This window comes from Photorhabdus laumondii subsp. laumondii, from assembly GCF_003343245.1.
Classification (GTDB): Bacteria; Pseudomonadota; Gammaproteobacteria; order Enterobacterales; family Enterobacteriaceae; genus Photorhabdus; species Photorhabdus laumondii.
The window spans coordinates 4,971,957-4,994,994 of record NZ_CP024901.1 but is presented as its reverse complement, the minus strand read 5'-3'; the positions used below and the strand labels follow the sequence as shown (position 1 = coordinate 4,994,994).

Annotated in this window: 20 protein-coding genes and 2 tRNA genes; 10 read left to right on the top strand and 12 right to left on the bottom strand. The window is 39.3% G+C overall.

What is annotated here, in order from left to right:
* Window positions 1-165: 165 nt before the first annotated feature.
* Genes PluTT01m_RS21890 through PluTT01m_RS21850 form a run of 9 tightly spaced genes read right to left on the bottom strand, consistent with a single transcriptional unit; the run spans window position 166 to window position 10,616 of the window.
* Window positions 166-1,614, bottom strand: a complete 1,449-nt coding sequence (locus PluTT01m_RS21890; protein ID WP_011148366.1) for a pyridoxal phosphate-dependent decarboxylase family protein — start codon at window positions 1,612-1,614, stop codon at window positions 166-168.
* Between the two features lie 24 nt (window positions 1,615-1,638).
* Complete coding sequence (locus tag PluTT01m_RS21885) at window positions 1,639-2,940, bottom strand: SidA/IucD/PvdA family monooxygenase (RefSeq protein WP_011148365.1); 1,302 nt, start codon at window positions 2,938-2,940, stop codon at window positions 1,639-1,641.
* A 2-nt stretch (window positions 2,941-2,942) separates the two neighbouring features.
* Window positions 2,943-3,908: an ABC transporter substrate-binding protein gene (locus PluTT01m_RS21880; RefSeq protein ID WP_011148364.1), complete on the bottom strand. Its 966-nt coding sequence runs from the start codon at window positions 3,906-3,908 to the stop codon at window positions 2,943-2,945.
* Between the two features lie 10 nt (window positions 3,909-3,918).
* On the bottom strand, window positions 3,919-5,046 hold the full coding sequence (locus tag PluTT01m_RS21875) for an NAD(P)/FAD-dependent oxidoreductase (RefSeq protein ID WP_011148363.1): 1,128 nt from the start codon (window positions 5,044-5,046) through the stop codon (window positions 3,919-3,921).
* Between the two features lie 2 nt (window positions 5,047-5,048).
* Window positions 5,049-6,542 carry a methionine--tRNA ligase gene (locus tag PluTT01m_RS21870; RefSeq protein ID WP_011148362.1) on the bottom strand — a complete coding sequence of 498 codons (1,494 nt, stop codon included), beginning with the start codon at window positions 6,540-6,542 and terminating at the stop codon, window positions 5,049-5,051.
* A 2-nt stretch (window positions 6,543-6,544) separates the two neighbouring features.
* Window positions 6,545-6,913 (bottom strand): cupin domain-containing protein, encoded by a 369-nt coding sequence (locus tag PluTT01m_RS21865; protein ID WP_011148361.1) that lies wholly within the window; start codon window positions 6,911-6,913, stop codon window positions 6,545-6,547.
* Entirely contained in the window at window positions 6,910-8,277 is a 1,368-nt protein-coding gene (locus PluTT01m_RS21860; protein ID WP_011148360.1) for an aspartate aminotransferase family protein, read from the bottom strand. Before PluTT01m_RS21860 ends, PluTT01m_RS21865 begins: the two co-directional genes overlap by 4 nt.
* 1 nt (window position 8,278) lies before the next feature.
* Window positions 8,279-9,604, bottom strand: a complete 1,326-nt coding sequence (locus PluTT01m_RS21855; RefSeq protein WP_011148359.1) for a lysine N(6)-hydroxylase/L-ornithine N(5)-oxygenase family protein — start codon at window positions 9,602-9,604, stop codon at window positions 8,279-8,281.
* 52 nt (window positions 9,605-9,656) lie between these two features.
* Entirely contained in the window at window positions 9,657-10,616 is a 960-nt protein-coding gene (locus PluTT01m_RS21850; RefSeq protein WP_011148358.1) for an LLM class oxidoreductase, read from the bottom strand.
* A 400-nt stretch (window positions 10,617-11,016) separates the two neighbouring features.
* Between PluTT01m_RS21850 and PluTT01m_RS21845 the strand changes: the two genes are divergently transcribed.
* From PluTT01m_RS21845 to PluTT01m_RS21810, 8 genes are all read left to right on the top strand, one after another.
* Entirely contained in the window at window positions 11,017-11,955 is a 939-nt protein-coding gene (locus tag PluTT01m_RS21845; protein ID WP_011148357.1) for a LysR substrate-binding domain-containing protein, read from the top strand.
* A 498-nt stretch (window positions 11,956-12,453) separates the two neighbouring features.
* A complete protein-coding gene (locus tag PluTT01m_RS21840; RefSeq protein ID WP_011148356.1) occupies window positions 12,454-13,077 on the top strand; it encodes a glutathione S-transferase family protein in 624 nt (207 codons plus the stop codon).
* Window positions 13,078-13,291: 214 nt separating this feature from the next.
* Window positions 13,292-14,737 (top strand): 4-hydroxyphenylacetate 3-hydroxylase family protein, encoded by a 1,446-nt coding sequence (locus PluTT01m_RS21835; protein ID WP_011148355.1) that lies wholly within the window; start codon window positions 13,292-13,294, stop codon window positions 14,735-14,737.
* Between the two features lie 354 nt (window positions 14,738-15,091).
* Window positions 15,092-16,660 (top strand): alpha/beta hydrolase-fold protein, encoded by a 1,569-nt coding sequence (locus PluTT01m_RS21830; protein ID WP_228956908.1) that lies wholly within the window; start codon window positions 15,092-15,094, stop codon window positions 16,658-16,660.
* A 104-nt stretch (window positions 16,661-16,764) separates the two neighbouring features.
* Window positions 16,765-18,207: an alkaline phosphatase gene (phoA, locus tag PluTT01m_RS21825; RefSeq protein ID WP_011148353.1), complete on the top strand. Its 1,443-nt coding sequence runs from the start codon at window positions 16,765-16,767 to the stop codon at window positions 18,205-18,207.
* Between the two features lie 343 nt (window positions 18,208-18,550).
* Window positions 18,551-19,771 (top strand): MFS transporter, encoded by a 1,221-nt coding sequence (locus PluTT01m_RS21820; RefSeq protein ID WP_011148352.1) that lies wholly within the window; start codon window positions 18,551-18,553, stop codon window positions 19,769-19,771.
* Complete coding sequence (locus PluTT01m_RS21815; protein WP_267478664.1) at window positions 19,768-20,013, top strand: aspartate/glutamate racemase family protein; 246 nt, start codon at window positions 19,768-19,770, stop codon at window positions 20,011-20,013. Before PluTT01m_RS21820 ends, PluTT01m_RS21815 begins: the two co-directional genes overlap by 4 nt.
* Before the next feature lie 222 nt (window positions 20,014-20,235).
* A complete protein-coding gene (locus PluTT01m_RS21810; RefSeq protein ID WP_041380391.1) occupies window positions 20,236-20,502 on the top strand; it encodes a DUF1435 family protein in 267 nt (88 codons plus the stop codon).
* Between the two features lie 52 nt (window positions 20,503-20,554).
* On the opposite strand, the gene PluTT01m_RS21805 is transcribed toward PluTT01m_RS21810, so the two are convergent.
* The 3 genes from PluTT01m_RS21805 to rsmC all read right to left on the bottom strand — a co-directional run bounded on the left by PluTT01m_RS21805 (window position 20,555) and on the right by rsmC (window position 21,988).
* Window positions 20,555-20,641 (bottom strand) — tRNA-Leu (locus tag PluTT01m_RS21805).
* Between the two features lie 68 nt (window positions 20,642-20,709).
* Window positions 20,710-20,796: transfer RNA gene (locus PluTT01m_RS21800), tRNA-Leu, on the bottom strand.
* Between the two features lie 175 nt (window positions 20,797-20,971).
* The gene (gene rsmC / locus PluTT01m_RS21795; protein WP_011148349.1) at window positions 20,972-21,988 is read right to left on the bottom strand and encodes a 16S rRNA (guanine(1207)-N(2))-methyltransferase RsmC; all 1,017 of its coding nucleotides are present in this window, start codon (window positions 21,986-21,988) and stop codon (window positions 20,972-20,974) included.
* Between the two features lie 130 nt (window positions 21,989-22,118).
* On the opposite strand from rsmC, the gene PluTT01m_RS21790 reads away from it, so the two are divergent.
* Window positions 22,119-22,532, top strand: coding sequence for a DNA polymerase III subunit psi (locus PluTT01m_RS21790; RefSeq protein ID WP_011148348.1), 414 nt, complete (start codon window positions 22,119-22,121; stop codon window positions 22,530-22,532).
* A complete protein-coding gene (rimI, locus tag PluTT01m_RS21785) occupies window positions 22,501-22,947 on the top strand; it encodes a ribosomal protein S18-alanine N-acetyltransferase (protein ID WP_011148347.1) in 447 nt (148 codons plus the stop codon). The genes PluTT01m_RS21790 and rimI overlap by 32 nt, the downstream gene beginning before the upstream one ends.
* Window positions 22,948-23,038 lie beyond the last annotated feature (91 nt).

Sequence of the window (23,038 nt, the reverse complement as noted above, 5' to 3'; positions counted from 1 at the left end):
ACCGGGGTGAGTGAGCGCAGCCAACAAAGAGGCAACTTGAAGGATAACGGGTATAACCTGTTTTCCTATTTCAGTGAACATAGTGTGGATCGCAAATTAGACTTAAAAAAAACCACCGCTCTTTATTCAAGAGTTGTCGGTGGTGATGTGAGCGAAAATAGATATTTACATTGGCACAGAATTTCGCGCCATATTTAAAGTATCGACAAGCTGATCAATATCTGATTTGCTGGATCTAAAACTGGATATACAAAGGCGCAGGGCTTTTGTATTGGCAAAGGTGGTTATTGAGATCCAGCATTGATTAATCTCTAATACTTTCTCTAAAATTTTATTAACATCAAAATCTCCATTATCACGGATACAAATAACAGGCAAAGCAGAGGGATTCAATATCTGCCAATCATTTTTCGCCAGTTGTGATCTTAAATAATCAGCAAGATTGATCTGATAATCAATCATATTGCTAAATCCCGTTCGGCCAAGAATTGCCAGAGGCATAAATAGTTTTAATCCGTTAAAACGTCGAGACCACTGAATGGAGTGAATGTAGGGATCGGAATTAATATCATCACTAACCGGCATATAATTGGTGGAAACAGCAAAAGGTGTTGTCAGAATATGTTTATCTGCACATATAAACATGCCAGTACCCATTGGGGCAGAAAGCCATTTATGGGCGTCAATGGTAATGGAATCAGCCTGTTCAATACCCTTGAGATGATGAGAATATTGATCACTTAACAGGATTGCGCCTGCCCATGCTGCATCAATATGGAAGAACAGTTGATATTTATTTGCCACAGCGGCAAGCTCTGGCAGCGGATCGATAATACCTGCATTTGTCGTTCCAGCGGTCCCAACAATCATGAAAGGTTTATTGCCGTTCGCTATATCATTATCAATAGCTCGGGTTAAACCTGAAATATCCATTCTTCCTGTATGATCAACCGCTATTAATCTGACAGCACTGTGTCCCAAACCAGATTGTAATGCTATTTTTAACCAGGCAAGATGGCTATCTGAAGAGATATAAAAAATAGGTTGCCCATTTATTGACTGTAAACCCTGTTGGGCATAATCGGGAAAATGTTTTGTCAGGGCGCAAATAAGCGCAGTACAATTTGCTTCTGCACCACCGGTAGTAAATGTGCCTCCGCTATTATCAGCATTAAACCCTGCCAGGCCACCAAAATATTTAATTAATTTTTCCTCTATTTCAACGCAGGCCGGGGCGTGACTCCAGACCGCTAATTGTGGGTTATATAGCGCAGTAATGAAGTCAGAAATAATACCCCAGAAAGTTGATGATGGATTAAATAGCCCAAAATAATGCGGGCTGGTGACATGAACAATTCCTTTTTCCATAAGATGTAATACATCATTTAAAACATCTGTTGGCGAAAAATTGCCATCAAAGGTGTATTTTGATAAAGCGTGGGAAATATCAGTTTTGGAAAGTGAAGGATTAACTCCCATTGTCGGCAACTCAGCAATGTGATTGTTAACTGAATTCTTTATGAATTCAATAATATCATTACGTTGATGTATCTCAGGAAATAGTGAAGAGATGATTTCCTTGCTGATATCCCATCTGTCATTTGTGTCTATCATTTGATTGATCTCCTCCTGTAAAAATTAAATAGCGTAATCATCAGTCGTTCCGGTATTCGCTTTAATAGACTCATATATTCTTTCTGCTCTTATCGCGACTGCGGAAAAAGATTGAGCATCGCTAATACCATGAGTTCGTTCTGAAAGGCCATTGACATAAAGATGAGCGGTACCACAATTTTTTAATTTCACTTTATAGTCACTGTCGATGGTAAGCCCACCTTCAAAATCTTTTACCAAAAATTGATCGAATTTTGCCAGTAGATCAGGTAGCGGGTTTTGATAATATCCCGTGCCTAACACGATAGCGTCACAAATATGGTTAGTCTCTTCACCAGTAAATGTATCTTTAATAACAATTTGGTATTCTTCGTGAGAGTGGTCAATCGTAATTATTTCTGAATTGACCATCATGTGAAGACGTTCTTTGCCAATGACTTCATCTTCATACATCGTTGAAAATAGCGATTGGCTCTCATCAATATCAATGCCTGAATAGTTTGTACTTTTAACGTGTTCGAAAAATACTTTTTTGTTCTCCGGGCTTAAAGATTTAAAGTATTCGATATTTTCTGGTAAGAATACCAGATTGGGGAATTGGCCTAGTTGCGCGATCTTAAAGCCGATTGAACGATGCAGTGAAAGAATGTCAATATCATCTTTTTTATTGATTAAGTCAGCAATCACTTCGCCGGCACTTTGACCAGAACCAATAACCATCCATCTTCGGGGTATGTTATTTTGGAAATTATTTATTTTTTCTAAATATGCAGAGGTATGAAAAACATGATCACCTAACAAGTTATCAAACATTTTTGGCGTAAATGGCGTTGATCCGCTGGATAATATCAGCGTATTGGTAACATACTCAAAATCTTCCCCGGAGACACTAAAGCCATCCAGTAATCCACGGTTGATAACCGGATATATATGAGTCACATTTTTTTTGTATTGCACATAATTTTCCAGTTTTTGTCCAACCCAGATCATGTAATCTGACCATTCAAAGCGACTTGCTGGACGACCTAATAAGCCAAATTTAAACAGGCGATTTTTTTCTTTCAAATACATGGCAAAACTATAAGGACTTTGTGGGTTTCTGGGGGTCACTAAATCCCGATAAACATGATGATTAATATCGGTGCTTGGCAATAATAAATTAGGATGCCAGGCACAAGAATCTGCTTTTTCAAGTGCTAAGAAATTATTTTGCAATTGATACTGGTGTTCGATTTTTTTCTCATCAAATATACAAGCTAATGCGATACCTGCGGGCCCAAAGCCAATGCTGAGTACATCTATAAATTTTTTATTATTTGTATTCATTGTTAAGCTCTCGAATTAATGGGTAAAATATAGCGTGGCTTCATAATGGAGTTCTCATTCATCCATAAACATAATTTAGCGGCTGAGCATTCCCCTTTAATGAACTTAATATGGCCGAGGATTGTCTGGAATGTCTCTCTATTCAAACGATGCAATAATTTATCGGGAATCGCTAATTGATGGGCAATCTCCAATGCGGCAAAGGTTTCAAGAAAGAAGATGTTAGGGAATTGCTGGTATTGTTGGATATAGTGTTGGATACAGGATTCCAGTGGGTTAATGAATTCGACTGGAGCAAATCCGATACCGGTAATTTGTCCATTTTCCACATTTTCTGGCAAATTAAGTTGCTTGCATGCAGCATCATCAGTAAGGATAATTTTTCCATTTTTCTTTTCAGAGAAATAATGATGAAGAAATTTTTCACTTTTACCGATAGTACCAATAAAAATAATTTGATCGGTATTGTCATTGGGTTTTACCGCAGCATCGTCTCTGCTCAACATTCTGCGAATATCTTCTGCCAGATTATCACTATATTTTGAGCCATCGGTTTTTATTTCATAATAGTGATCTCCATCTTCTTTTGTTAATACAGTAAGTGCATGGGCAATATTTTTATTATTGAAGCAAATTCTGAATATATTGCTATTTCTTATGGTCAAGGTAGTTTCAGTTGCAGTAGGTAACAGAACAGGAATGTTATGATGTGAGTAGACTTCCGCCGCACCTATTGCCGCGTTACTTGAAAAATGACCTATGACCATATCGACATTGTTCTCAATATTATAGTGTGCTGCTTTAGCACCTCCTTCAATTGAGCCATAATCTTCACTGAAGATAAATTCCAGTGTGCTATTGTTATGTAGATCTTTAAATATCTCAATAGCACGCATGACAGTTAATGCATGTACCGATCTCTCAGGATCTAAAATGGCGGAAATGCCACAAATAAGCTTGCTATTCATTTTATTTATCTTAATAAGTAAATCGTGAATAGGAGAAAATCTGATTTTTCTGTTTGAGAAAATCAGTCGAAAGTTCAGTTGGCAATAGGTTTAATGTAATAATCTCAGACACCGCTAAAGCGATTTTATATCCTATACCACAGAATCCAGCCGCAACAAAACATCTCTTTTCTTCATCGATAAAGTCAAGAATAGGGCGTTCATCTGGTGTATATGAATCATATCCTTTAATGATAGAGAGAATATTGCTTGGCTCATGTTTAAATTTTGATTTTAGGAGCCTTTCGCTGATATCGTTTTCAATAATATTATCATTATATTCTATATCTTCTGGTGTCTCGGCCACATTTCTAATCTTAGATCCGGCTTGATAGAAATATTCAGCAAGTGGCACGATATGCGTGCCAGTTTCGGTATCTATAATTGGCATATTTGTACTGTAGGAGGTACGGATATTTGCCAGAGGGATACTTTTAGCATTAACGGGCAGTTTATATGCCAGTGTTTTTGTCCATGCACCGATGGCTAAAACAATATAGTCTGCTTCAATGGTTGAGTGAGCAAGTTGAACGATGGCTTTACCATTTTCGGTTGTTATTGCATGTACTTTGGTATTCTCTAATACTAGATTCCCCGTATCTCTAACAACTTGTGCTAAGTTTGAGGCTGTATGTCTAATATAGCCAAATCCGCCATTGGGCTCAAAAAGGATAATTCGGTTGTTATGCTTGGAATAACATCCATTGGTTAATTCGAAAGCTTTTTCGGCGGATATGAGCTCTAAAGGATAGAGACTGTCGCAATAATCCCTGATACTTGTTTTGACTAATTCAATATTTTTCTGATTGAGTTCGGCGGCATAAATAATACCTGTCTGTTTGAGCGTTTTTTTAAATATTTTTCCTACCTGACTCTCTTGCATTAGCTCGACACTTCTTCGTGTGAGCCTGGCAATTTCCGGATCAGGATCATGTACGCGGAATAATGCACCGGAGAATTTAGTCGCGCCATTACCGCCAATAGTCTCTTGCTCAATGAGGGAGACATTGAGTCCTTTCAATGCCAAGTTTGCAGCAACTGTTGCGCCAACTATTCCCCCTCCTATAATGGTAATGCGTATGGTTTTATCTGTTTGCATAATCAAACACCTGGTCTTGATAAATTTAACAATGAACAGAAAGCCTCTATATCATGGTGAGTAATATATTCTTTTAATTTTTGGGATGTTTTGGGTATTATCGGTTCAGACAAAATTGCAAATAAAATAGCAAGATTCTTGTCTAAAATATTGTAATTTAATTTTGCGTTTAATAAATCTAACATCTCCATTAATTCAGCGGCAATTTCCTTAATCGAAAAATTATCGTATCTGGAATAGGTTTGCCATCTTTCGATAATTTTTGTTTCTGATTCTGATAATACGATAGGGCTGGTAATATTATCAGAATTCATTTTTTCCAAATTATCAGATATTTTGGGCAGCAGATAATTAAAGATATGATTCCGCCATGTCCAGAACTCTTCTACGACAAAATTTTCAGAAGCGTGTTCTGGCGATATTAGAGAGACATAGAACCTGACACTGTCAGAACAGGCATTTTTGACGATATCTTTCACCCAAATCGCATGATTGCGGCTGGTTGAAAAATCTTTTCCATCTAATTTTAAGAAAAAGTTAGTATAGAAAGCATGTTTAAAGTGTAATTCGTCGTTCAATAATATTTGAGCCGGGTATGCAAGAATATGGCTGTAAGAACAATCCATACCTAAAAAATTGACCATGCAAGTATTATCATCATAAATAAGGTCATAAGGACTCTCTGTATCGGCGTTTTTTTCAGAAAGCTCTTTCAGTGTTGCTAAATATCCGGCTAATCCCATAAACCAGGTATGAATACGGTGATTTTCATCAGAATAGAGTTTCAGCCCTGATTCATTGGGGCGAGTCACGCCCCACTCTTTTATACCATGCGCAAAAACTTCCTCGACCCATGCTGTTAATTGTGGCCTCATAGGAGAACTAAGAATTTTCTCTTTTAATTTTTCGGCAATTACCGGCAGTAATAGAAAGTTGCGCTCAACATGTTTATAAACAACGTTTTCATTGCACAAAATACAGCGCAAATTTTTCATTTCAAATGCGTCCGGTGCCATTGCGCAGGATTCACATTGGCTTGGATCTGAGCTTTCACCACAATGATTACATTCACCTCTGGCAAAGGCTTCATAGCCCCATTTTTCACATTTTTCGCAATAAGGTTCTAAACTCACCTTTGGTGCAATAATGCCTTGGTCCAAACAAGAGTGATAGAGCATCTTGACGGCATCTTCAAAATAGCGGTTATCGTATGACTCTAGCCAATGATCCAGTTTTATATCAATTAAGATCAATGATTCCTGTATTTTTTTCGAATTCTCTTTTGCCAGTGCTGGTGCACTTATGCCTATTTCTTCTGCTTTGCGCTGTAAATAAGATTGATAATCATCTGAATAGGATATCAGATAACACTTTTTACCCTTTAAACGCTGAGTGCGAGTAAATATATCTGCACTTAAAAATGGTCCTGCTATATGACCAACGTGCAGATCGCCATTTGGTGTTGGTGGCGTAATGGTGACAATGTATTTATTCATTATTAATCCTGCTCTAATCGGGTAAGAAAGTTCAATGTACTTTCCTTGTCCCACCATATTGTGTAAAAGTGGAAATCTTCCTGATTGTTATTTATTACATGATGTTCAGAGTCTAATGGAATAATAATTAAATCCCCTTTGGTGACAGGGAAATCTTCGTCATTTATTCTTATAATGGCATTACCTTGGATAACAATAAATAATTCATATTCATTGTGGGAATGGCGGAAACTTTTGGTTTCTGGTCGTACAATACACCATGCACCGCCAAATGGCGTATTTAGCCCCTCCCACGGTAAAAGTCTTGAACCGTCCAGATCATATTCATGAACCATTGAATCCCAATCCATTTTACGAATAATATTCATCATACACCTTCCTCTAAAAGTTGAAATTCATTCATATAGGCTCGAAATGTATTTCGAAGAATCTCTATGGCTTCTTCAATGGTATCACTACTCACATTGAGTGGCGGAAGAATACGTAATACCGTATCGTTTCTGCCACCTAATTCTGTTATTAATCCTTTATTTAATGCTATTTTTTGAATATGTTTTGCTGTTATTTCACATGCTTTACCTGTGCTGGCGTTAAGAATTTCAACACCTAGCATCAAGCCTTTACCACGAATTTCACCAATGATGTTAAAATTATTTTTCAACGCGGCGAGATGCTTTTTAATTTGTATTGATCTCTGTTTGACATTCTCTAATAAATTATCACGCTTTATTATTTCAATGGCTTTTGTACCTGAGGCGAATGCCAACTGATTTCCTCTAAATGTGCCAATATGAATACCTGATGTCCAATTATTGAAATCTTTCTTATAGAACATAAGGGAAGAGGGTAACCCTATTCCACTGGTACCTTTTGAGGTAACAAATATATCAGGCTCAATTGCGTACTGTTCAAAAGCATACCAGGTTCCGGTCCTGCCGCAACCGGTTTGGATCTCGTCAATAATAACCGGAATAGAATATGTCTTTGAAACACGGATAATACTGTCTACGAATGATTTTTGTGCAGAATAAACGCCACCTTCACCTTGAATAAGCTCCAGAATGATTGCGGCAATATTTCCTAACCCAGAGTTTGCATCATTTAAGGCGGATTCAAGATATAATCCGGCATCAAGATGATCTGAATTGAGTACCCAACTTTCCGAAGATTGAGATTCTGAGCCATAGGGGAAAAAATGGACGCCCGGCATTTTTCCCAGAATATTTTTCTTCATACTTCTATTGCCAGTAACGGCAATAGCAGCATGGGTACATCCATGATAGCCACCCCTGAAACTAATAATTTCGTCAGCTCCGGTAGCTATTTTTGCCAGCTTAATGGCTGCTTCAATGGCATCCGCACCTGTTGGCCCACAAAAATGTATTTTGTATTTGTTGCGCAGGCTTTCAGGTAGCATACTTAAATGCGCTTCGGTAAAAAGTTCTTTGGCAGGCGTGGGAAAATCCAAGCCCAAACAGAGTTTTGATACTTGTGCATTTACTTCGGCAATTAATTCAGGGTGAGAGTGTCCCAGAGGTAAAGAGCCGGCACCGGATAAAAAATCAATAAATACATTACCGTCGATATCCTGAACATAACAACCATTGCCTTTTTCTAGCGAAATCTGAATTCTTTTAGGATATGACACAGCACTTGATTCTTGCTCTAGCTGTTTTGCTAATGCGATTTTTGAAAAGGGACCTGGTATTGTGGTGTGAATATTAACCTTATTCATTTTAAGCCTCGATTTTATTTTTATTATGAATAGATCTTTTAATTTTTATATTTTTTTCGATAGAATCAATAATGTGTTTGGATCTAATAGAAACTAAACTCAATGAGCCGGCATCACCTAAGCCGTGTGAAGATTCACATAATCCGTTTAGATAAATGCCTATATCGGTAGCATTAATCAGATCTATCTTATAATCCCTGTTGATGATGATCCCGTTATGGCTATTTTTACTCATTAATGGATAGAGTTCTGCCAGAAGAGGTGGACAGATTTCCTGATATTCCTCCCTGCCAATATCTTTAAAACCTGTGGCGGAGACAACCATATCGACATCTATTTGATATGTTTCTTCTAACCCATGATTTTTTACTATTTGTAATGAAACAATGGAATCTTTCACGCTAGATTCAACAATATCCGCAGAGTTATGAATTTTGATTTTATGCTGACCAAAATATTTATCTCTATAGATAGTCCGATAAAGTTCATCGAGAACATCACCATCGGAGGCAGAGTAGTTTGTCAGATTTAAATCTCTTTTTAATCTCGCTTTATGCTCCTCTTTACTGTTGAAAAATGTGTCTACAAATTCAGGAAAATAAACTTCACCTGTAAATGGCGAGGTATCTTTCAGTCGGTAGCCAAATTTCCTTGATACACCGTGAATTTCAAGGTGAGGAAATTTGTCTGCTAAAAATATCATGATTTCGATAGCAGATTGACTGCCACCGACTACCGCGATACTTTTTACTTTCCCACTGGAAATATGACTAATAATGTTGTTAAATTCTGCACCATGAATTAAATGGTTATGGTCAAGTTGTCGCAGAGATAAAGGAATATAGGGGGTTCTTCCTGTTCCGACTATCAGGTTTTTACATTGATAGGTTTCTCCTCCATCTGTTTTGACTTCAATGAGTGTATTTTCCCCATGATAATGATCAATAATTTTCACGGATGTTATCGATGTTGAATAGCGAACGACTTTATCGAAATGTTTGGCCGCCCATTTGATATAGTCGCGGTATTCATAACGATATGGAAAATATAATCCCAAGTTTAAATGTTCAAATAACCTGTTATTTTCAAACAGGTAATTGATGAATGAATAGTGGCTTTTGGGGTTTCTTGGTGTCGCAAGATCCCGTAAAGGGTGGTTTTGGATATCGGAATTTGTTAATAACAGCCCGGCCTGCCATTCGCATGATGGCTCTTTTTCAAAGAAAAGCACTTTTTTATGGGGTAATTCTTCCTCCAGTGTTATCGCTAATGAAATATTGGATGGCCCAAATCCTACGCCTATGATATCGTATTCCACCTGGTTCATGTAAAATTCCTTAAATATTTAAACTTTTATTAGTAATAATTTTTTTATTTTTTTAGATAAAAGCAGGTAATACTTCTTCACCGATTTCTTGAATAACCTCTTTAGGGGGCCTTTTGCCGTACTGAATACCAAGAGCGGCGTGATTAACTCCGACTTCTTGCCACTCTTCCAACAATTCAATCAGTCCCAGGCGGCCGGTTTTCAGGATAAATCCGCCATTCGTGGGGGTTCTGGGATAATATTTATCCTCAACTAAATCAATCCATTCATTAGTTAAGTGCGGTTTGAACATATTTCCTGGGATATTTTGTCTAAATTCGCTAATATTCTTACCGAGTTTGGCGACGCCCTCTTTATTATGGGTTTGAATAGGATAGGTAAACCATCCATCCGAATTTTCCGCGATCCATTTAATATCTTGTTGCCCACGCCCAGTGACTATCAGGGGGATAAAATCATTGACCGCCTTGGGTATTAGGCGTAAATTCCCATCAATATAACCTAATGGGCTATTAATGGTGCGATTGTTGTTATCCAACAGCGCTCTGAACATATTGATTGATTCGACAAACCGCATCCCTTTTTCATTATAAGGTATGTTATAGGCAGGGAATTCTGACATTCTGTCTCCTGCGGCGACACCCAGTATTAACCGGCCATTTGATAATTGATCAATAGACGTTGCTTTCTTGGCTAAATCGATGGGGTGTCGCAGCGTAAATATGGCACTGCCGAAACCGATGGCGATTTTGCTGGTTAATGCGGCTAGCCAGGCGGCATAGACAAATGGATCGAAGCCCTGACCTATATCGCCAAAATTGGGATCGAACAGCGGGATATCTCTTAGCCAAATGGCGGAAAAGTTTTGTTGTTCGATTTCACGAATGAGATCGATTTCAGGTTTAATATCAGCTTCTTGATTTAACGCTCTGAGAGGTAAAAACATGCCGATGCTGATTTTGTTCTCCTTGAATAAATTGGTATACGTCTTATGCTTTGAATAATTGAACATAATAAATCCTCAATGCTATTTTAACATTTAGCTGACTTGAATAATTATTTCAGTTATTAATAATTATCGAGAAACTAGCATTAAAAGTAAGTGAATTAAAGCTATATTATTTAAACGCCAACCGTAGTTTTTCTAAATTTGCATGTCTTATTCTGTTTACATTTACCATTTTCCCGTATGGGTGTTGAAGTTCAGTTTTATATATTGATATCTGTAATTGGCATGGTAGTATCTTTGTCATATATACTCGTCATTTTTCAAGTTGCCTCTTTGTTGGCTGCACTCACTCACCCCGGTCACATCGTTCTTTATGCTCCCGGGGATTTGCTCCCTTGCCGTCGCGATGCATCTTGAAATCCAAGGGTATAGAGGACATACAGTGCACACTGGAGAATAAAATATGAGTTCTATTTTGCCTCTGTTAGCTCTCAGAGCTTTTACTGAAGTTGGTCGACGGGGCAGTGTTAAAGCTGCGGCGGCTGCAATGGGTGTATCTCCTGGGGCGGTCAGTCAACAGATTCGTATTTTGGAGGATAGAATTGGTTTTGCGCTGTTTTTAAGAACGCCTAAAGGTATAAAGCTTACGGCTAAAGCGGATCGGGTTTATGAGACGTTATTACTTTCGTTTGATAATATTGACAAATCTATTAAGTCTCTTAAAGCAATGCAGTTCGAACATAAAGTCTCTATAAATACCACTTCGTCATTTGCCGCATCGTGGCTGATTCCCAGACTAAAAAATTTTAATGAGAAATATCCTAATATTGAAGTTAATATAGAAGCTTCCAATGAATTGGTAGACCTAAAAAGAAGTTCTACAGACATTGCTGTACGGCATGGGCTTGGTAATTACCCAGGTTTAATATCTACCAGGTTAATTGCACCGGTATTAATTCCCGTGGGTACGCCGGAACTTTTAGGATCAGGACCACCGATAAACCATGTTGAAGATTGTCTGAATTACCCTTTGTTACAGGATTCAGATAGATCTGATTGGCATTTATGGTTAAAAGCACACGGAATTAATGAAGGGGCGAAAGCAAGACAGGGCTCCAGTTTCGAAGATGATTTTTTACTGGCTCGCGCCGCTTTAACCGGTCAGGGTTTAGCATTGGTGCCTGAATTTTGCGTTGAAGAGGAATTGCGTTCCGGTCGGCTTAACGTTGCACTGGAAAAAAAATGGCCTTCCCGATTTGCTTATTATGCGGTGACATTGCCAGAAACCTTGTTCCGACCTGAAATTGTTAATATTATTGATTGGCTTGTTGAGCAATCTAATTTGTCTGACGATTGCGTGGGAGAATGTTCATTAGCTTGGAACCAATCTGAGTCATTGTGATATGTTATTGCGGTTTTTCACGATTAATTGATCCACAAGAAGATAAATAGTTTTCTTGTGTACTTTTATGTTCGCATTCTTTACTGACAACACAATAAATCAATAAATGTAATTTATGCGTGTAGCAAGGAACACCGTGATATTCATTTTCAATTTCTGAGAATTAATGTTATTTTCATTTAGTTAGCGGTATATACCCTATGGATTTCAAGATGGATCGCGGCGGCAAGGGAGCGAATCCCCGGGAGCATAGATAACTATGTGACCGGGGTGAGAGTGCAGCCAACAAAGAGGCAACTTGAAAGATGACGGGTATAGAGAGAAATTGAATGCTGGCTCTTTATTAGTAATATTTTAAATGCGAGTGATATTTTAGCAGTTAAATTATTAAGCGTTTGTCTTGAGGGGAGATATATACCCTATGGATTTCAAGAGGCATCGCGACGGCAAGAGAGTGCAGTCAACAAAGAGCCAACTTGAAAGATAACGGGTATAGAGATGATCTACTTATACACTGATAGTTCACCAAATGGCTATAAGATCACAATTGCTTTGGAAGAGTTGGGATTGCCATACACATTAAAGCATGTACGAATTGAAAAGGGTGAAAATAGGGAGCTTGAGTTTTTACAATTAAACCCTCACGGGCGTATACCCGTACTTGTTGATGAAAGTACTGAGACGACCCTTTTTGAATCGTCGGCGATTCTGCTTTATCTGGCATCGAAAACTCAGCAACTGTTGCCGGAGGATTTTAAAAGCCGTTGGGAAGCGATTACATGGCTAACATTTCATTCTTCCAGCGTCGGGCCAATATTGGGACAACGGGTTCATTTTGAATTATTTGTAACTGAAAAAAATCATATGGCTATACAACGATATCGTCGCTTAACGGAAGAGGCTTTCTCTACGTTGAATAAACGGCTTAGTGATCGCCCCTTTTTCGCCGGAGATGAGTACTCCATTGCTGATATTGCTAATTTTGGCTGGACCCATATTGCCAGAATTATTGACTTTGATTTTAGTCATCATGAATATTTAAGTGCCTGGCATGATCGTATTGCCTTAAGGCCCGCAGTACAGCGTGGGATTATGATACCGGAGCCGGCAACCGGCCCTTAAATGGCAATGCCCGACAATAGGGCAAGGAATTGTCATGCCTTTGAAGATCGATTTACCTAAAATCAATTCTATACCCAATGGATTTCAAGATGGATCGCGACGGCAAGGGAGCGAATCCCCGGGAGCATAGAGAACGATGTGACCGGGGTGAGAGAGTGCAGCCAACAAAGAGGCAATTTGAAAGATAACGGATATATTTCGGAGGAAATTGTTAATGTCTAGAACTGGTGAGGAATATATTGAAAGCTTGCGTGATGGAAGAACTATTTTTCTGAATGGAGAAAAGATCACTAATCACGTGGATCACCCTGCTTTTCGGAATGCAATTAGAACCGTAGCTTCACTTTATGATTATCAGGCAGCACATGCTGATCAGATGACGTTCGAAACATCTGGTGGTAAGCGCGTTGGTTTATATTGGGAACTTCCTACTACCCGAGAGAAATTAATTGCCAGAGGTGAGGCGGCGTATGCCTGGGCAATGCAGAGTTGTGGTTGGTTAGGTAGAAGCCCAGATCATGTTTCTGCTGCTCTGACCGGAATGATGACTTACCTGGAAGTCTTTGAGGAATATTCTAAGGATAGGGCTGAGGCATTAAAAAATTACTATTCATATGCCCGTGATAAAGATATTTATTTGGCTTTTACATTAGTCAATCCACAAGGTGATCGATCCAAAACGCCCAGTGAACATATAAAAAACGTCTTTCATACTCTTGGTGTATTGGAGGAGAAACCGCAAGGAATAATTGTTCGCGGGGCAAAGATGTTAGGAACAGCGGCTGTCCTTGCAGAGGAAGTGGTTGTTGGCGTGTTTAATCCACTCAAAGAGGGCGTTGATGATAAATATGCTCTATCTTTTGCATTACCGTTGAATACTAAAGGAATAAAAATTCTTTCCAGAAAATCCTATGAAACAGGCAGTAATAAATTTGATTCCCCTTTAGCGCATCAGTTTGATGAGAATGATGCAGTCATTTATTTTGACGATGTTTTTGTTCCGTGGGAAAGAGTTTTTGTTTATAAAAATACGGATATGTGTCGCCGGCAATTTCTGGCAACTGGCGCTGACGTTTTAATGGATGTTCAGGGTATGGCTCGGTATGCCGTTAAGCTGCATTTCTTAACGGGTTTGGCTCATCAGCTTACTGAAACTACAGGCGTCAATGAGTTTCCTGCTGTTCGTGAATCATTAGCTGAGCTTGCTTGCTATGCCACTAATATTGAAGGGCTGTTTCGTGGTTTAATTAGCAATCCTGATCGACATAATGAGTACTATATTCCCAATCGATTACAACTATATGCTTGTCAGGTTGCATTACAGTCAACTTATCCAAAGGTGATAGAAAGCATCAGAAAACTTTCTGGTGGTGGTGTGATTATGTTACCGTCAAATTATATTGATTTAGCAAATCCAGAAATCCGTGACTTAATAGAAAAAACACAATATTCAACTCTACTGCCACCCATTGAACGTGTGAAATTACTGAAATTAGTGTGGGATGCTATCGGTTCTGAGTTTGCATCACGTCATACTCAATATGAAATGTTTTATTCAGGAGCGCATTATGTTGCTCTGTCTCGTCTATATGATCAATATGATTGGGATTTTGCTAAGAATATGAGCCGAGGGATTTTAGATTCTATTGATGTTAGTTGAGTTCTGTATTTAATTCAGATGCAACTAACTTGTTTTATTTTTATCAAATTTGAAGTGGCGGGATAGATTATATCCCGTTTTTCTATTTTATTTTTTAATATGTGGGATGGTTTGACTAATATTATATCAACGTATCGAGCCATTTATATATCTGCTAATAAACTATCGCATCTTGTTAAAGAATCATTTCTCTGAAATGTTTTGACATATTTACGTGTAATTAGTGAAAGTTAGCATACAATTTATTCTATTAATAATAGTAATTGTTCTTATTATTAAATAAAAATTTAGTGCATGATTTGCCGTGTCAAAAAAATTGAATACCAACAATCAACAATTAAAGAAGAGAAAAAAATGAAAGTAAACATAATGATATGTGCTCTTATGGCTTCCTTTAATGCCTTTGCTTCTCAGTGTCACCAAATAAAATTTCAGCAAGATCAGCAAACAATAACTGGGAATTTTAATTCTCAGAGGGAAGCGTGTATTGAGTTTAATATTCTGCCTGAACATTATGTACGTGGATTGGCATTGGGTATGCAGAAATTGGTGGTACAGAAGGGTAATCAACAACATATTCGTACGCTATTTACTGATAACCCGGTGGATGCTCGTCAATCAATTGGCTTTACCGTTCCTCAGGTAGGAAAATATCGGTTGGCAGCCAAGGGCAAAACAGGGGAACCGTGGCAGCTTACATTGTCATTTCCATCTTATATTCCCAAGGATAATGATTATCGGCAGCAGCCAGAAAGTTTGCGTCTGAAACAACTTCAAACTGAAATCGCACAAGGAAAAGGCACCCATGCTTTCTGGCGGGAAATAACCCGCAAGGGTACGCCGTTAATTGAAGATTATGATGATAAAAATAAGCGAGTCACTTTCCTGTGGCGCGGCGCAAAAGCGAATGTCTTTATTCTGGGGGCACCGAGTGGTGATCATGATCCGATGTCACATTTGGTTGGTACTGATGTTTGGTTTCGCAGCTATATCGTTCCGTCAGATACCTTGATGCAATATAGATTGGCACCGGATTTACCGCGAGTCGAAGGCACGGCTGACGAACAGCGTCGATCGATTTTGATTACGGCACAGGCCGATCCATTGAATAAAAAGGTTGTGCCGGCTGTATCAGAGGATGTGTTTAACCATGATTCATTGCTGGCACTAAGGCCAACTCTATGTGATATCGCACAATTTAAGCAATCGCCTTTTCAGGGAGCGACTAAACTTCATCAGCTTGAGAGTAAGATTTTGGGTAACAGTCGAGAAATTGCGATTTATCAACCGGTTACTCCGATGAAACAGCCTGCTATGTTGGTGCTGTTTGATGGGCAGATTTACCGTAAACAGTATTATATTGATAGATTTTTCGATTCCCTGATTGAACAGGGCAAGATCCCACCTATGTATGTGGTGTTTATTGATAGCCTGGATAGTGCACGTCGAGGTCAGGAATTACCACCTAATCCTAATTTTGCTGAATTTATGGCGAGTGAATTAATACCGTGGCTGGCTGCTCAGGGTATTAAAGCACCGGCAGAGCGTACCATTATTTCAGGTTCCAGTTATGGTGGATTGGCGTCTTCATGGGTGGCATTTAATCATCCTGAATTGTTTGGCAATGTTCTCAGTATGTCTGGTTCATATTGGTGGGCTCCTCAGGGAGAAGCGCCTGAATGGTTGATCCGTGAGTTTGCTAAAGCAGAGAAAAAACCACTGCGTTTCTATTTACAGGCAGGATTATTTGAAACCAATCGCGGGGAATTGGAAGGTATTTTATATAATAATCGCCGCATGAAACAGACGTTATTACAGAAAGGTTATCTGGTTGAATCCAGTGAAATTTCTAGTGGTCACAATTACATTTCGTGGTGTGAAACTTTGTACTATGGAACACGGTCGTTAGTAACGAAATGGTAAGTTAATTCTATTTTCTTCACATAATTGTCACATAGTTTCTTTAGTATCCCTTTATCAGATAAAGATAATTTTTACTCCGATTACGTTTTAATAAGGAAACCTTAATGTCAAACAAGTATAAGAAAAGTTTGGTTGCAGTCATGGTCTCAACCTTAATTTCAAGTGTCAGCTTACCGGTATCGGCGGCTGATGATCAAAATGCAAATCAAATTATGGCGGAAGGTCGGGCAGTAAAAGGTAATATTACGGAATTTGGTGGTGCTCGCCGTATGACTCAAAATCAGACTGAGGCATTAAAAGCGGCGATAAATAATCATAAAGCTAAAAATGTTATTTTATTTATTGGTGATGGTATGGGAGATTCTGAGATTACTATTGCCCGTAACTATGCAGAAGGTGCGGGTGGATTTTTCAAAGGAATTGATGCCTTGCCATTTACCGGCCAATACACTCACTATTCTCTGGATAAAAAGAGCCGTAAACCCAACTATGCGACGGATTCAGCCGCTTCTGCCACCGCTTGGGCTTCTGGTGTAAAAACCTATAATGGCGCATTGGGTGTTGATGTATTTGGTAAAGATCATCAAACTCTGCTTGAGCTGGCAAAAGCGAATGGTAAAGCAACAGGTAACGTAACGACGGCCAGGGTGCAGGATGCCACGCCAGCAGCACTGTATGCGCATGTCACTGACCGTGGCTGTTATGGTCCGCAAGAGACGATAAAAAAATGTCCAACGAATGCGCTAGAAAATGGCGGGCGTGGTTCGATCACCGAGCAATTATTAGTGGCTCGTGCTGATATCACATTAGGTGGAGGTGCCAAGATTTTCGCCCAGAAATCGGTTGTTGGTACTGGCAAGGATAAAACGTTGGAACAGCAGGCACAGGAACAGGGTTATCAGTTGGTCAGGGATGCTAAGTCACTGGCATCCGTGACTAGAGCGGATCAGAAAACACCGTTGTTGGGCTTGTTCCATGAAGACAATATGGACATTGCTTGGGAAGGACCTAAAGCCGTTTATCACGGTAATATTGATAATCCCCCAGTGACTTGTAAAGTCAACTCGAAACGGAATCCTGATGCGCCGACGTTGGCACAGATGACGGAGAAAGCCATTGATCTGTTGAAAGAAAATCAGAAAGGTTTCTTCTTACAAGTGGAGAGCGCTTCGATTGATAAGCAGGATCACAAAGCTAATCCTTGTGGGCAGATTGGTGAAACTGTCGCATTGGATGAGGCGGTACAAGTTGGTTTGAAATATGCGCGTAAACACGGTGATACATTAGTTATTGTCACCGCTGATCATGCTCACGCCAGTCAGATTATTGAAGCTGATATAAAATCTCCGGGGCTGACTCAGGCATTAATCACGAAAGATGGTTCGGTGATGGCAGTTAGCTACGGTACTTCTGAGGGTAAGGAACAGGAACATACGGGTACTCAGCTACGAGTGGCCGCTTATGGCCCTCAGGCAGCCAATGTTGTAGGTCTGACTGACCAGACAGATCTATTCTTCACGATACGTGATGCGATGAAGTTAAAGTAATTTTTGGGTGGTTGGGGAATAAGTGGTTGAGGAATAAAGAGTTAAGGAATAAAGAGTTAAGGCCGGATATTCTCTGGCCTTAATTTTTTTGTTGATAAAAAGGCAATATAAATTGCAGATAAAATTTTCAGCAAAACAGTAATCCAAGGGAAATATATACCCTATGGATTTCAAGATGCATCGCGACGGCAAGGGAGCGAATCCCCGGGAGTATATGACTGGGGTGAGTGAGTGCAGCCAACAAAGAGGCAACTTGAAAGATAACGGGTATAGGTGTTGTTTGATGGCAGCTTTTTGTGTTTATATTAGATAGGATTCATAATGTTCAGAGGTGAATTGATTTATGCCACCGTTAATATTAAGGTTATTACCAATAATACTTATCATTGGAATGGTTCCATCATTTATAGAAGTTGATATCACTTTGCCAGCATTTCCCCAAATGCTAAATTTTTTTTCTGCAGCTGAATCGGCAGTGCAATTTACTCTAATAGTAAATTTCTTAGGGTTATGTATATTCACACCTATTTTCGGCCCACTTTCAGAATCATATGGGCGAAGAAAAATAATTTTAATCGGCGCTACTCTGTTCTTTATTGGGAGCATAGGTTGTTCAACCGTGGTTGATCTTAATCAATTGTATTTATTTAGATTTATCCAAGGGGCAGGATGCAGTGCTATTTGGATTGTCGGGTTTATAATTTGTTCGGATATTTATAAAGATGAGGAATCAGTACAGGTTTTTGGCATTCTCAACGCGGCAATATCAATGGCCCTCATTATAGCTCCCATTGCGGGTTCTCTTATTGTTGCACATTATAATTGGAGATTTACCTACCACTTAGTGGCTTTACTGAGCTTTCTTTCTCTTATGGCTGTGTTCATCGTTCCTGAAACAAATCGTAATACGGTAAAGTTGAGTGTAAATAAGGTCATCAAAAATTATTGCCAACTTATATTCAATACGCGTTTCTTAATATATTCTTTTACACCTGGGCTATTAGTATCTGCATGTATTGCATATGTATCTGTTGTTCCCTTTTTATATATAGATAAAATGGGAATGAGTTACTACATATTTGCAGTGCATCAAGCGATATTAGGAATATGTTTGTCGGTGGCTGGATTTTATTCAGGTGCTTTGAATAGAAAGATTGGATCAGCTAATTGTATCTATTTGAGTATTATAATTTGTTTGATAGGTTGTGGTTCATTAATGATATTTAGTCATATTTATCCCGAATCTGCAATACTTTTTACACTGTCGATGGCCGTTATCTGTATAGGTTCTGCTTTTCAATATAGTATGGTGTTTTCTCGTTCTTTGGCGTTGCACCCTGAATTAGTTGGTTCAGCATCATCCTTATTAACTTTTTTTCGACTTATTTTCTTCAGTTTCAGTGTCCTTATTTCAGGATGGGCATTTACTGGAAAACTGTTTAATTCAGCAATTGTAGTATCATCAATAATTGCTATGGGGTTGTTATTTTCATTGTTTGTCTTAATTGATTTGCGAAACAATGTAGTTAATAGGAGAATTAATGATGAATCACATGTTAGCTGATTAAAGAAGAGCAGGTAACAGCCATAGTATTAGGTTGTACCGGCATGATGGGGATGGCAAAGTACTTATCCAAAGAGATGAAGGCTGTAGGAATGCCGATTCAAGTAATTGATCCTACAGCAGTTGCATTGGGTTATTTACAGATGATGATAAGAGCTGGTCTTACCCACAGTCGTTTGGAATATCCAAAGTTGGATTTAAGAGAAAGGGAGATTAGTTGCATTAAGCGGCCTTCTTCTTAATTCTGTGTAATTGTCATCCCAATATTGAGTGCTTGAGTTAGTGCTTTGTGATATTTTCGAACCACGGTTTTTCAACTCTGTAGTATGTTGAATCGTAATAGTTTGAACGGGTGTCACAAGATATTGATTTGATCTGCCAGATTAGCTATTTCAACTGACTTGTACTTCACGCTTTTTTGTATATGATATTGGTAATCATTATCATTTGTCTGGGTGCAAGTTATGATCAGGGTTAAAGACAGAGAGAGATCGCTTTTCTGGCAGGGTATCACCAGCTTGTGGGGAATAGGTTTATCTAGCTTGGCTGGCATGCTATTCGTCATCATCAATCCCGGAATTGAGCAGTTTAAAATTGGGGTAGTATTAGCGATGTTGCTGACGCTATTTATGCTGCTAAACCAGAAGTCACGCCATTTTCTATTAATACCATCAGGGTTTGCTGTGTTATGTGCTTTATTGGCTGGAGCATATCGACTGGGTTGTTTTTGACGTTTTATAGCAGAATAAATGGAGAGAAGTTCGATAAGAAAAACAGACAGATTGGTGCGAAAGGAGGGACTTGAACCCTCACGTCCGTAAGGACACTAACACCTGAAGCTAGCGCGTCTACCAATTCCGCCACCCTCGCAGGTACTGTCATTTTACTTTTTATTGCTTAATCTAAACTGGCCGAATTCAATCAGCGGTTGTCTGATTTGGTGCGAAGGGGGGGACTTGAACCCCCACGTCAGTAAGGACACTAACACCTGAAGCTAGCGCGTCTACCAATTCCGCCACCCTCGCAAATTCAGACATTATCAATCTGTTGATTGATAATACATTGATAATACGGAGGCGCATTTTAGAGGTTTTGTAGCCGACGTCAATCATTATTTATTTATACCCGTTATCTTTCAAGTTGCCTCTTTGTTTGTTATCAAAGATGGCCTGTCCTTGAATCAAGGACAGGCTGAGTCAATTAGAATTTTTTTGTTGCCTGATAAACCTTGAATTTCCCCGTCTGAGCAATGACTTCATGAGTACCAAAAGTTTTATCCAGTAAGTCGGGATAAGGCAGGAAAGCATTGGCAACAATCCGCAATTTTCCTCCGGGTTTGAGGTGGTTGGGAGCTTGGCGGATCAGATCATCGGTTGCCAGTAAACTGGTTTTTAATCCTTCATGAAAAGGAGGATTAGAGATAATCCAGTCGAATTTATCTTCGATATTGGAATAAACGTTACTGACAACAACATGGCCTTCCAGTTTATTGGCTTTTAAGGTTGCTTTACTGGAGGCAATCGCTGCTGCATTAACATCACTGAGCGTCAGTGCTAACTCAGGGTTTTTCTTACCCAATACCGCTGCCAGTACACCCGCACCACAGGCGATATCCAGTAAATTGCCGGAGAGAGGCTTGTCAAAGGTAGAAAGCAATAAACGGCTACCAACATCCAATTCATCCTGGCTAAATACACCCGGTAACGTATTCACTATGACGTTTTCCACCTGATAACTGTTCCACCAGTTATCCTGTTCGAACTGCACCTCATGTTCTAACTGGCCGTAGAACAGGCTGCAACGACGGGCACTATCGATTTTTCGAAACGTTGCCATGCCGTCCATCAGTTTGTCTACACTACGTACTCCGCTACGGTTTTCACCGACAATAAAAATATTGATACCTTTTGGCAAAACAGAGAACAGGCTGCGTAATTGAAAGCGAGCTTCCTGCTTACTTTTAGGCCAGTAGTAGATCAGGGTGTCACAACCTTGAGTAAATGCTTTTTCGGCTACCAGGCCAAACCAGGCACTCTCACCCAGCGTGCGGATCAGTGATTGCCAGTGATGATATTGGTTAGTGTGCACTCGCACACTGGCAGCATCAATTTGGGTTGCCAGTGTATCCTGAATATCACCGGCGAAGAGCAGGTGGTGAGAGCTAAATTGCTCACGGTGACGTAAAATAACTTCACTGGCGGGGGTTAACGCAGACATTTGTCTATAAGCTCCTTCAATGGTTCTGTGCTCAAGTATCAGATAGTGATAAATCTCAACCCAATATTGGCGCAGATCGTGGCCTCTGATAACATGTTACCGATTATTTTTTACAGCAGGTAATATAGATATGGTAACCCGGCGCGACAGGTTATTAGCTCAATTGGGGATTACCCAATGGACCTTACGTAACCCTACGGTTTTGCAAGGTGAATTAGCTGTTCACTTACCTGACACCACTCGTCTGCTGATTATTACCAATGACCACATTGATTTAACTAATTCATTATTAATAGATATTTTCACCGCTATGGGGTTGGATAAATCCTCTGTTTACTGCATTACAACAAATAATGTTGCGATGTTACCGGAACAGGTTAAGTGCCCATATTGGTTGTTAGGGGTGGATATTACACTATCATGGCCGGGAATTTCTTTGAGAAGCCCGGCATTAAATGATTTATATTGTGATGGACAGGCAAAACGTTCTCTTTGGCAACAGATTTCTCAACATGAACAACATTTCTCTATTAACTCCCGCTGATCTCCCGTCCGCTTTTCTGGTTGAGAAAGCCAGTCATGCGTTCCCGTGGAGTGAAAAAACATTTTTCGGTAATCAGGGGGAGCGGTATTTGAATTATAAAATAGCGATTAATGAACAACTTATTGGTTTTGCCATAACCCAAGTGATATTAGATGAAGCAACCCTATTTAATATTGCTATTGATCCTGACTACCAAGGTAAGGGTTATGGTAAAGCATTATTAGCGTATTTAATGTCAATTTTACCGGGCAAAGGGGTGAATACCTTATGGCTTGAAGTCAGACAATCGAATCATTCTGCTATTAGATTGTATGAACAAGCAGGGTTTAACCAAGTCTCTGTTCGTAAGCATTACTATCCTACTGCGACAGGTAAAGAAGATGCCATCATCATGGCGTTGCCGCTGTTTGCCTAATAAGCGCTATAAAATTGATTGATTGTTTATAGCACCAATTTCAGCGAAAATGAGCGCCAATTTTTCATTCACCCACGGGTTTGGCAACTGT

Coding starts and splice junctions, on each gene's coding strand:
- PluTT01m_RS21890 (WP_011148366.1), bottom strand. CDS start 1,614: ATGATAGACACAAATGACAGATGGGATATCAGCAAGGAAATCATCTCT.
- PluTT01m_RS21885 (WP_011148365.1), bottom strand. CDS start 2,940: ATGAATACAAATAATAAAAAATTTATAGATGTACTCAGCATTGGCTTT.
- PluTT01m_RS21880 (WP_011148364.1), bottom strand. CDS start 3,908: ATGAATAGCAAGCTTATTTGTGGCATTTCCGCCATTTTAGATCCTGAG.
- PluTT01m_RS21875 (WP_011148363.1), bottom strand. CDS start 5,046: ATGCAAACAGATAAAACCATACGCATTACCATTATAGGAGGGGGAATA.
- PluTT01m_RS21870 (WP_011148362.1), bottom strand. CDS start 6,542: ATGAATAAATACATTGTCACCATTACGCCACCAACACCAAATGGCGAT.
- PluTT01m_RS21865 (WP_011148361.1), bottom strand. CDS start 6,913: ATGATGAATATTATTCGTAAAATGGATTGGGATTCAATGGTTCATGAA.
- PluTT01m_RS21860 (WP_011148360.1), bottom strand. CDS start 8,277: ATGAATAAGGTTAATATTCACACCACAATACCAGGTCCCTTTTCAAAA.
- PluTT01m_RS21855 (WP_011148359.1), bottom strand. CDS start 9,604: ATGAACCAGGTGGAATACGATATCATAGGCGTAGGATTTGGGCCATCC.
- PluTT01m_RS21850 (WP_011148358.1), bottom strand. CDS start 10,616: ATGTTCAATTATTCAAAGCATAAGACGTATACCAATTTATTCAAGGAG.
- PluTT01m_RS21845 (WP_011148357.1), top strand. CDS start 11,017: ATGAGTTCTATTTTGCCTCTGTTAGCTCTCAGAGCTTTTACTGAAGTT.
- PluTT01m_RS21840 (WP_011148356.1), top strand. CDS start 12,454: ATGATCTACTTATACACTGATAGTTCACCAAATGGCTATAAGATCACA.
- PluTT01m_RS21835 (WP_011148355.1), top strand. CDS start 13,292: ATGTCTAGAACTGGTGAGGAATATATTGAAAGCTTGCGTGATGGAAGA.
- PluTT01m_RS21830 (WP_228956908.1), top strand. CDS start 15,092: ATGAAAGTAAACATAATGATATGTGCTCTTATGGCTTCCTTTAATGCC.
- phoA (WP_011148353.1), top strand. CDS start 16,765: ATGTCAAACAAGTATAAGAAAAGTTTGGTTGCAGTCATGGTCTCAACC.
- PluTT01m_RS21820 (WP_011148352.1), top strand. CDS start 18,551: ATGCCACCGTTAATATTAAGGTTATTACCAATAATACTTATCATTGGA.
- PluTT01m_RS21810 (WP_041380391.1), top strand. CDS start 20,236: ATGATCAGGGTTAAAGACAGAGAGAGATCGCTTTTCTGGCAGGGTATC.
- rsmC (WP_011148349.1), bottom strand. CDS start 21,988: ATGTCTGCGTTAACCCCCGCCAGTGAAGTTATTTTACGTCACCGTGAG.
- PluTT01m_RS21790 (WP_011148348.1), top strand. CDS start 22,119: ATGGTAACCCGGCGCGACAGGTTATTAGCTCAATTGGGGATTACCCAA.
- rimI (WP_011148347.1), top strand. CDS start 22,501: ATGAACAACATTTCTCTATTAACTCCCGCTGATCTCCCGTCCGCTTTT.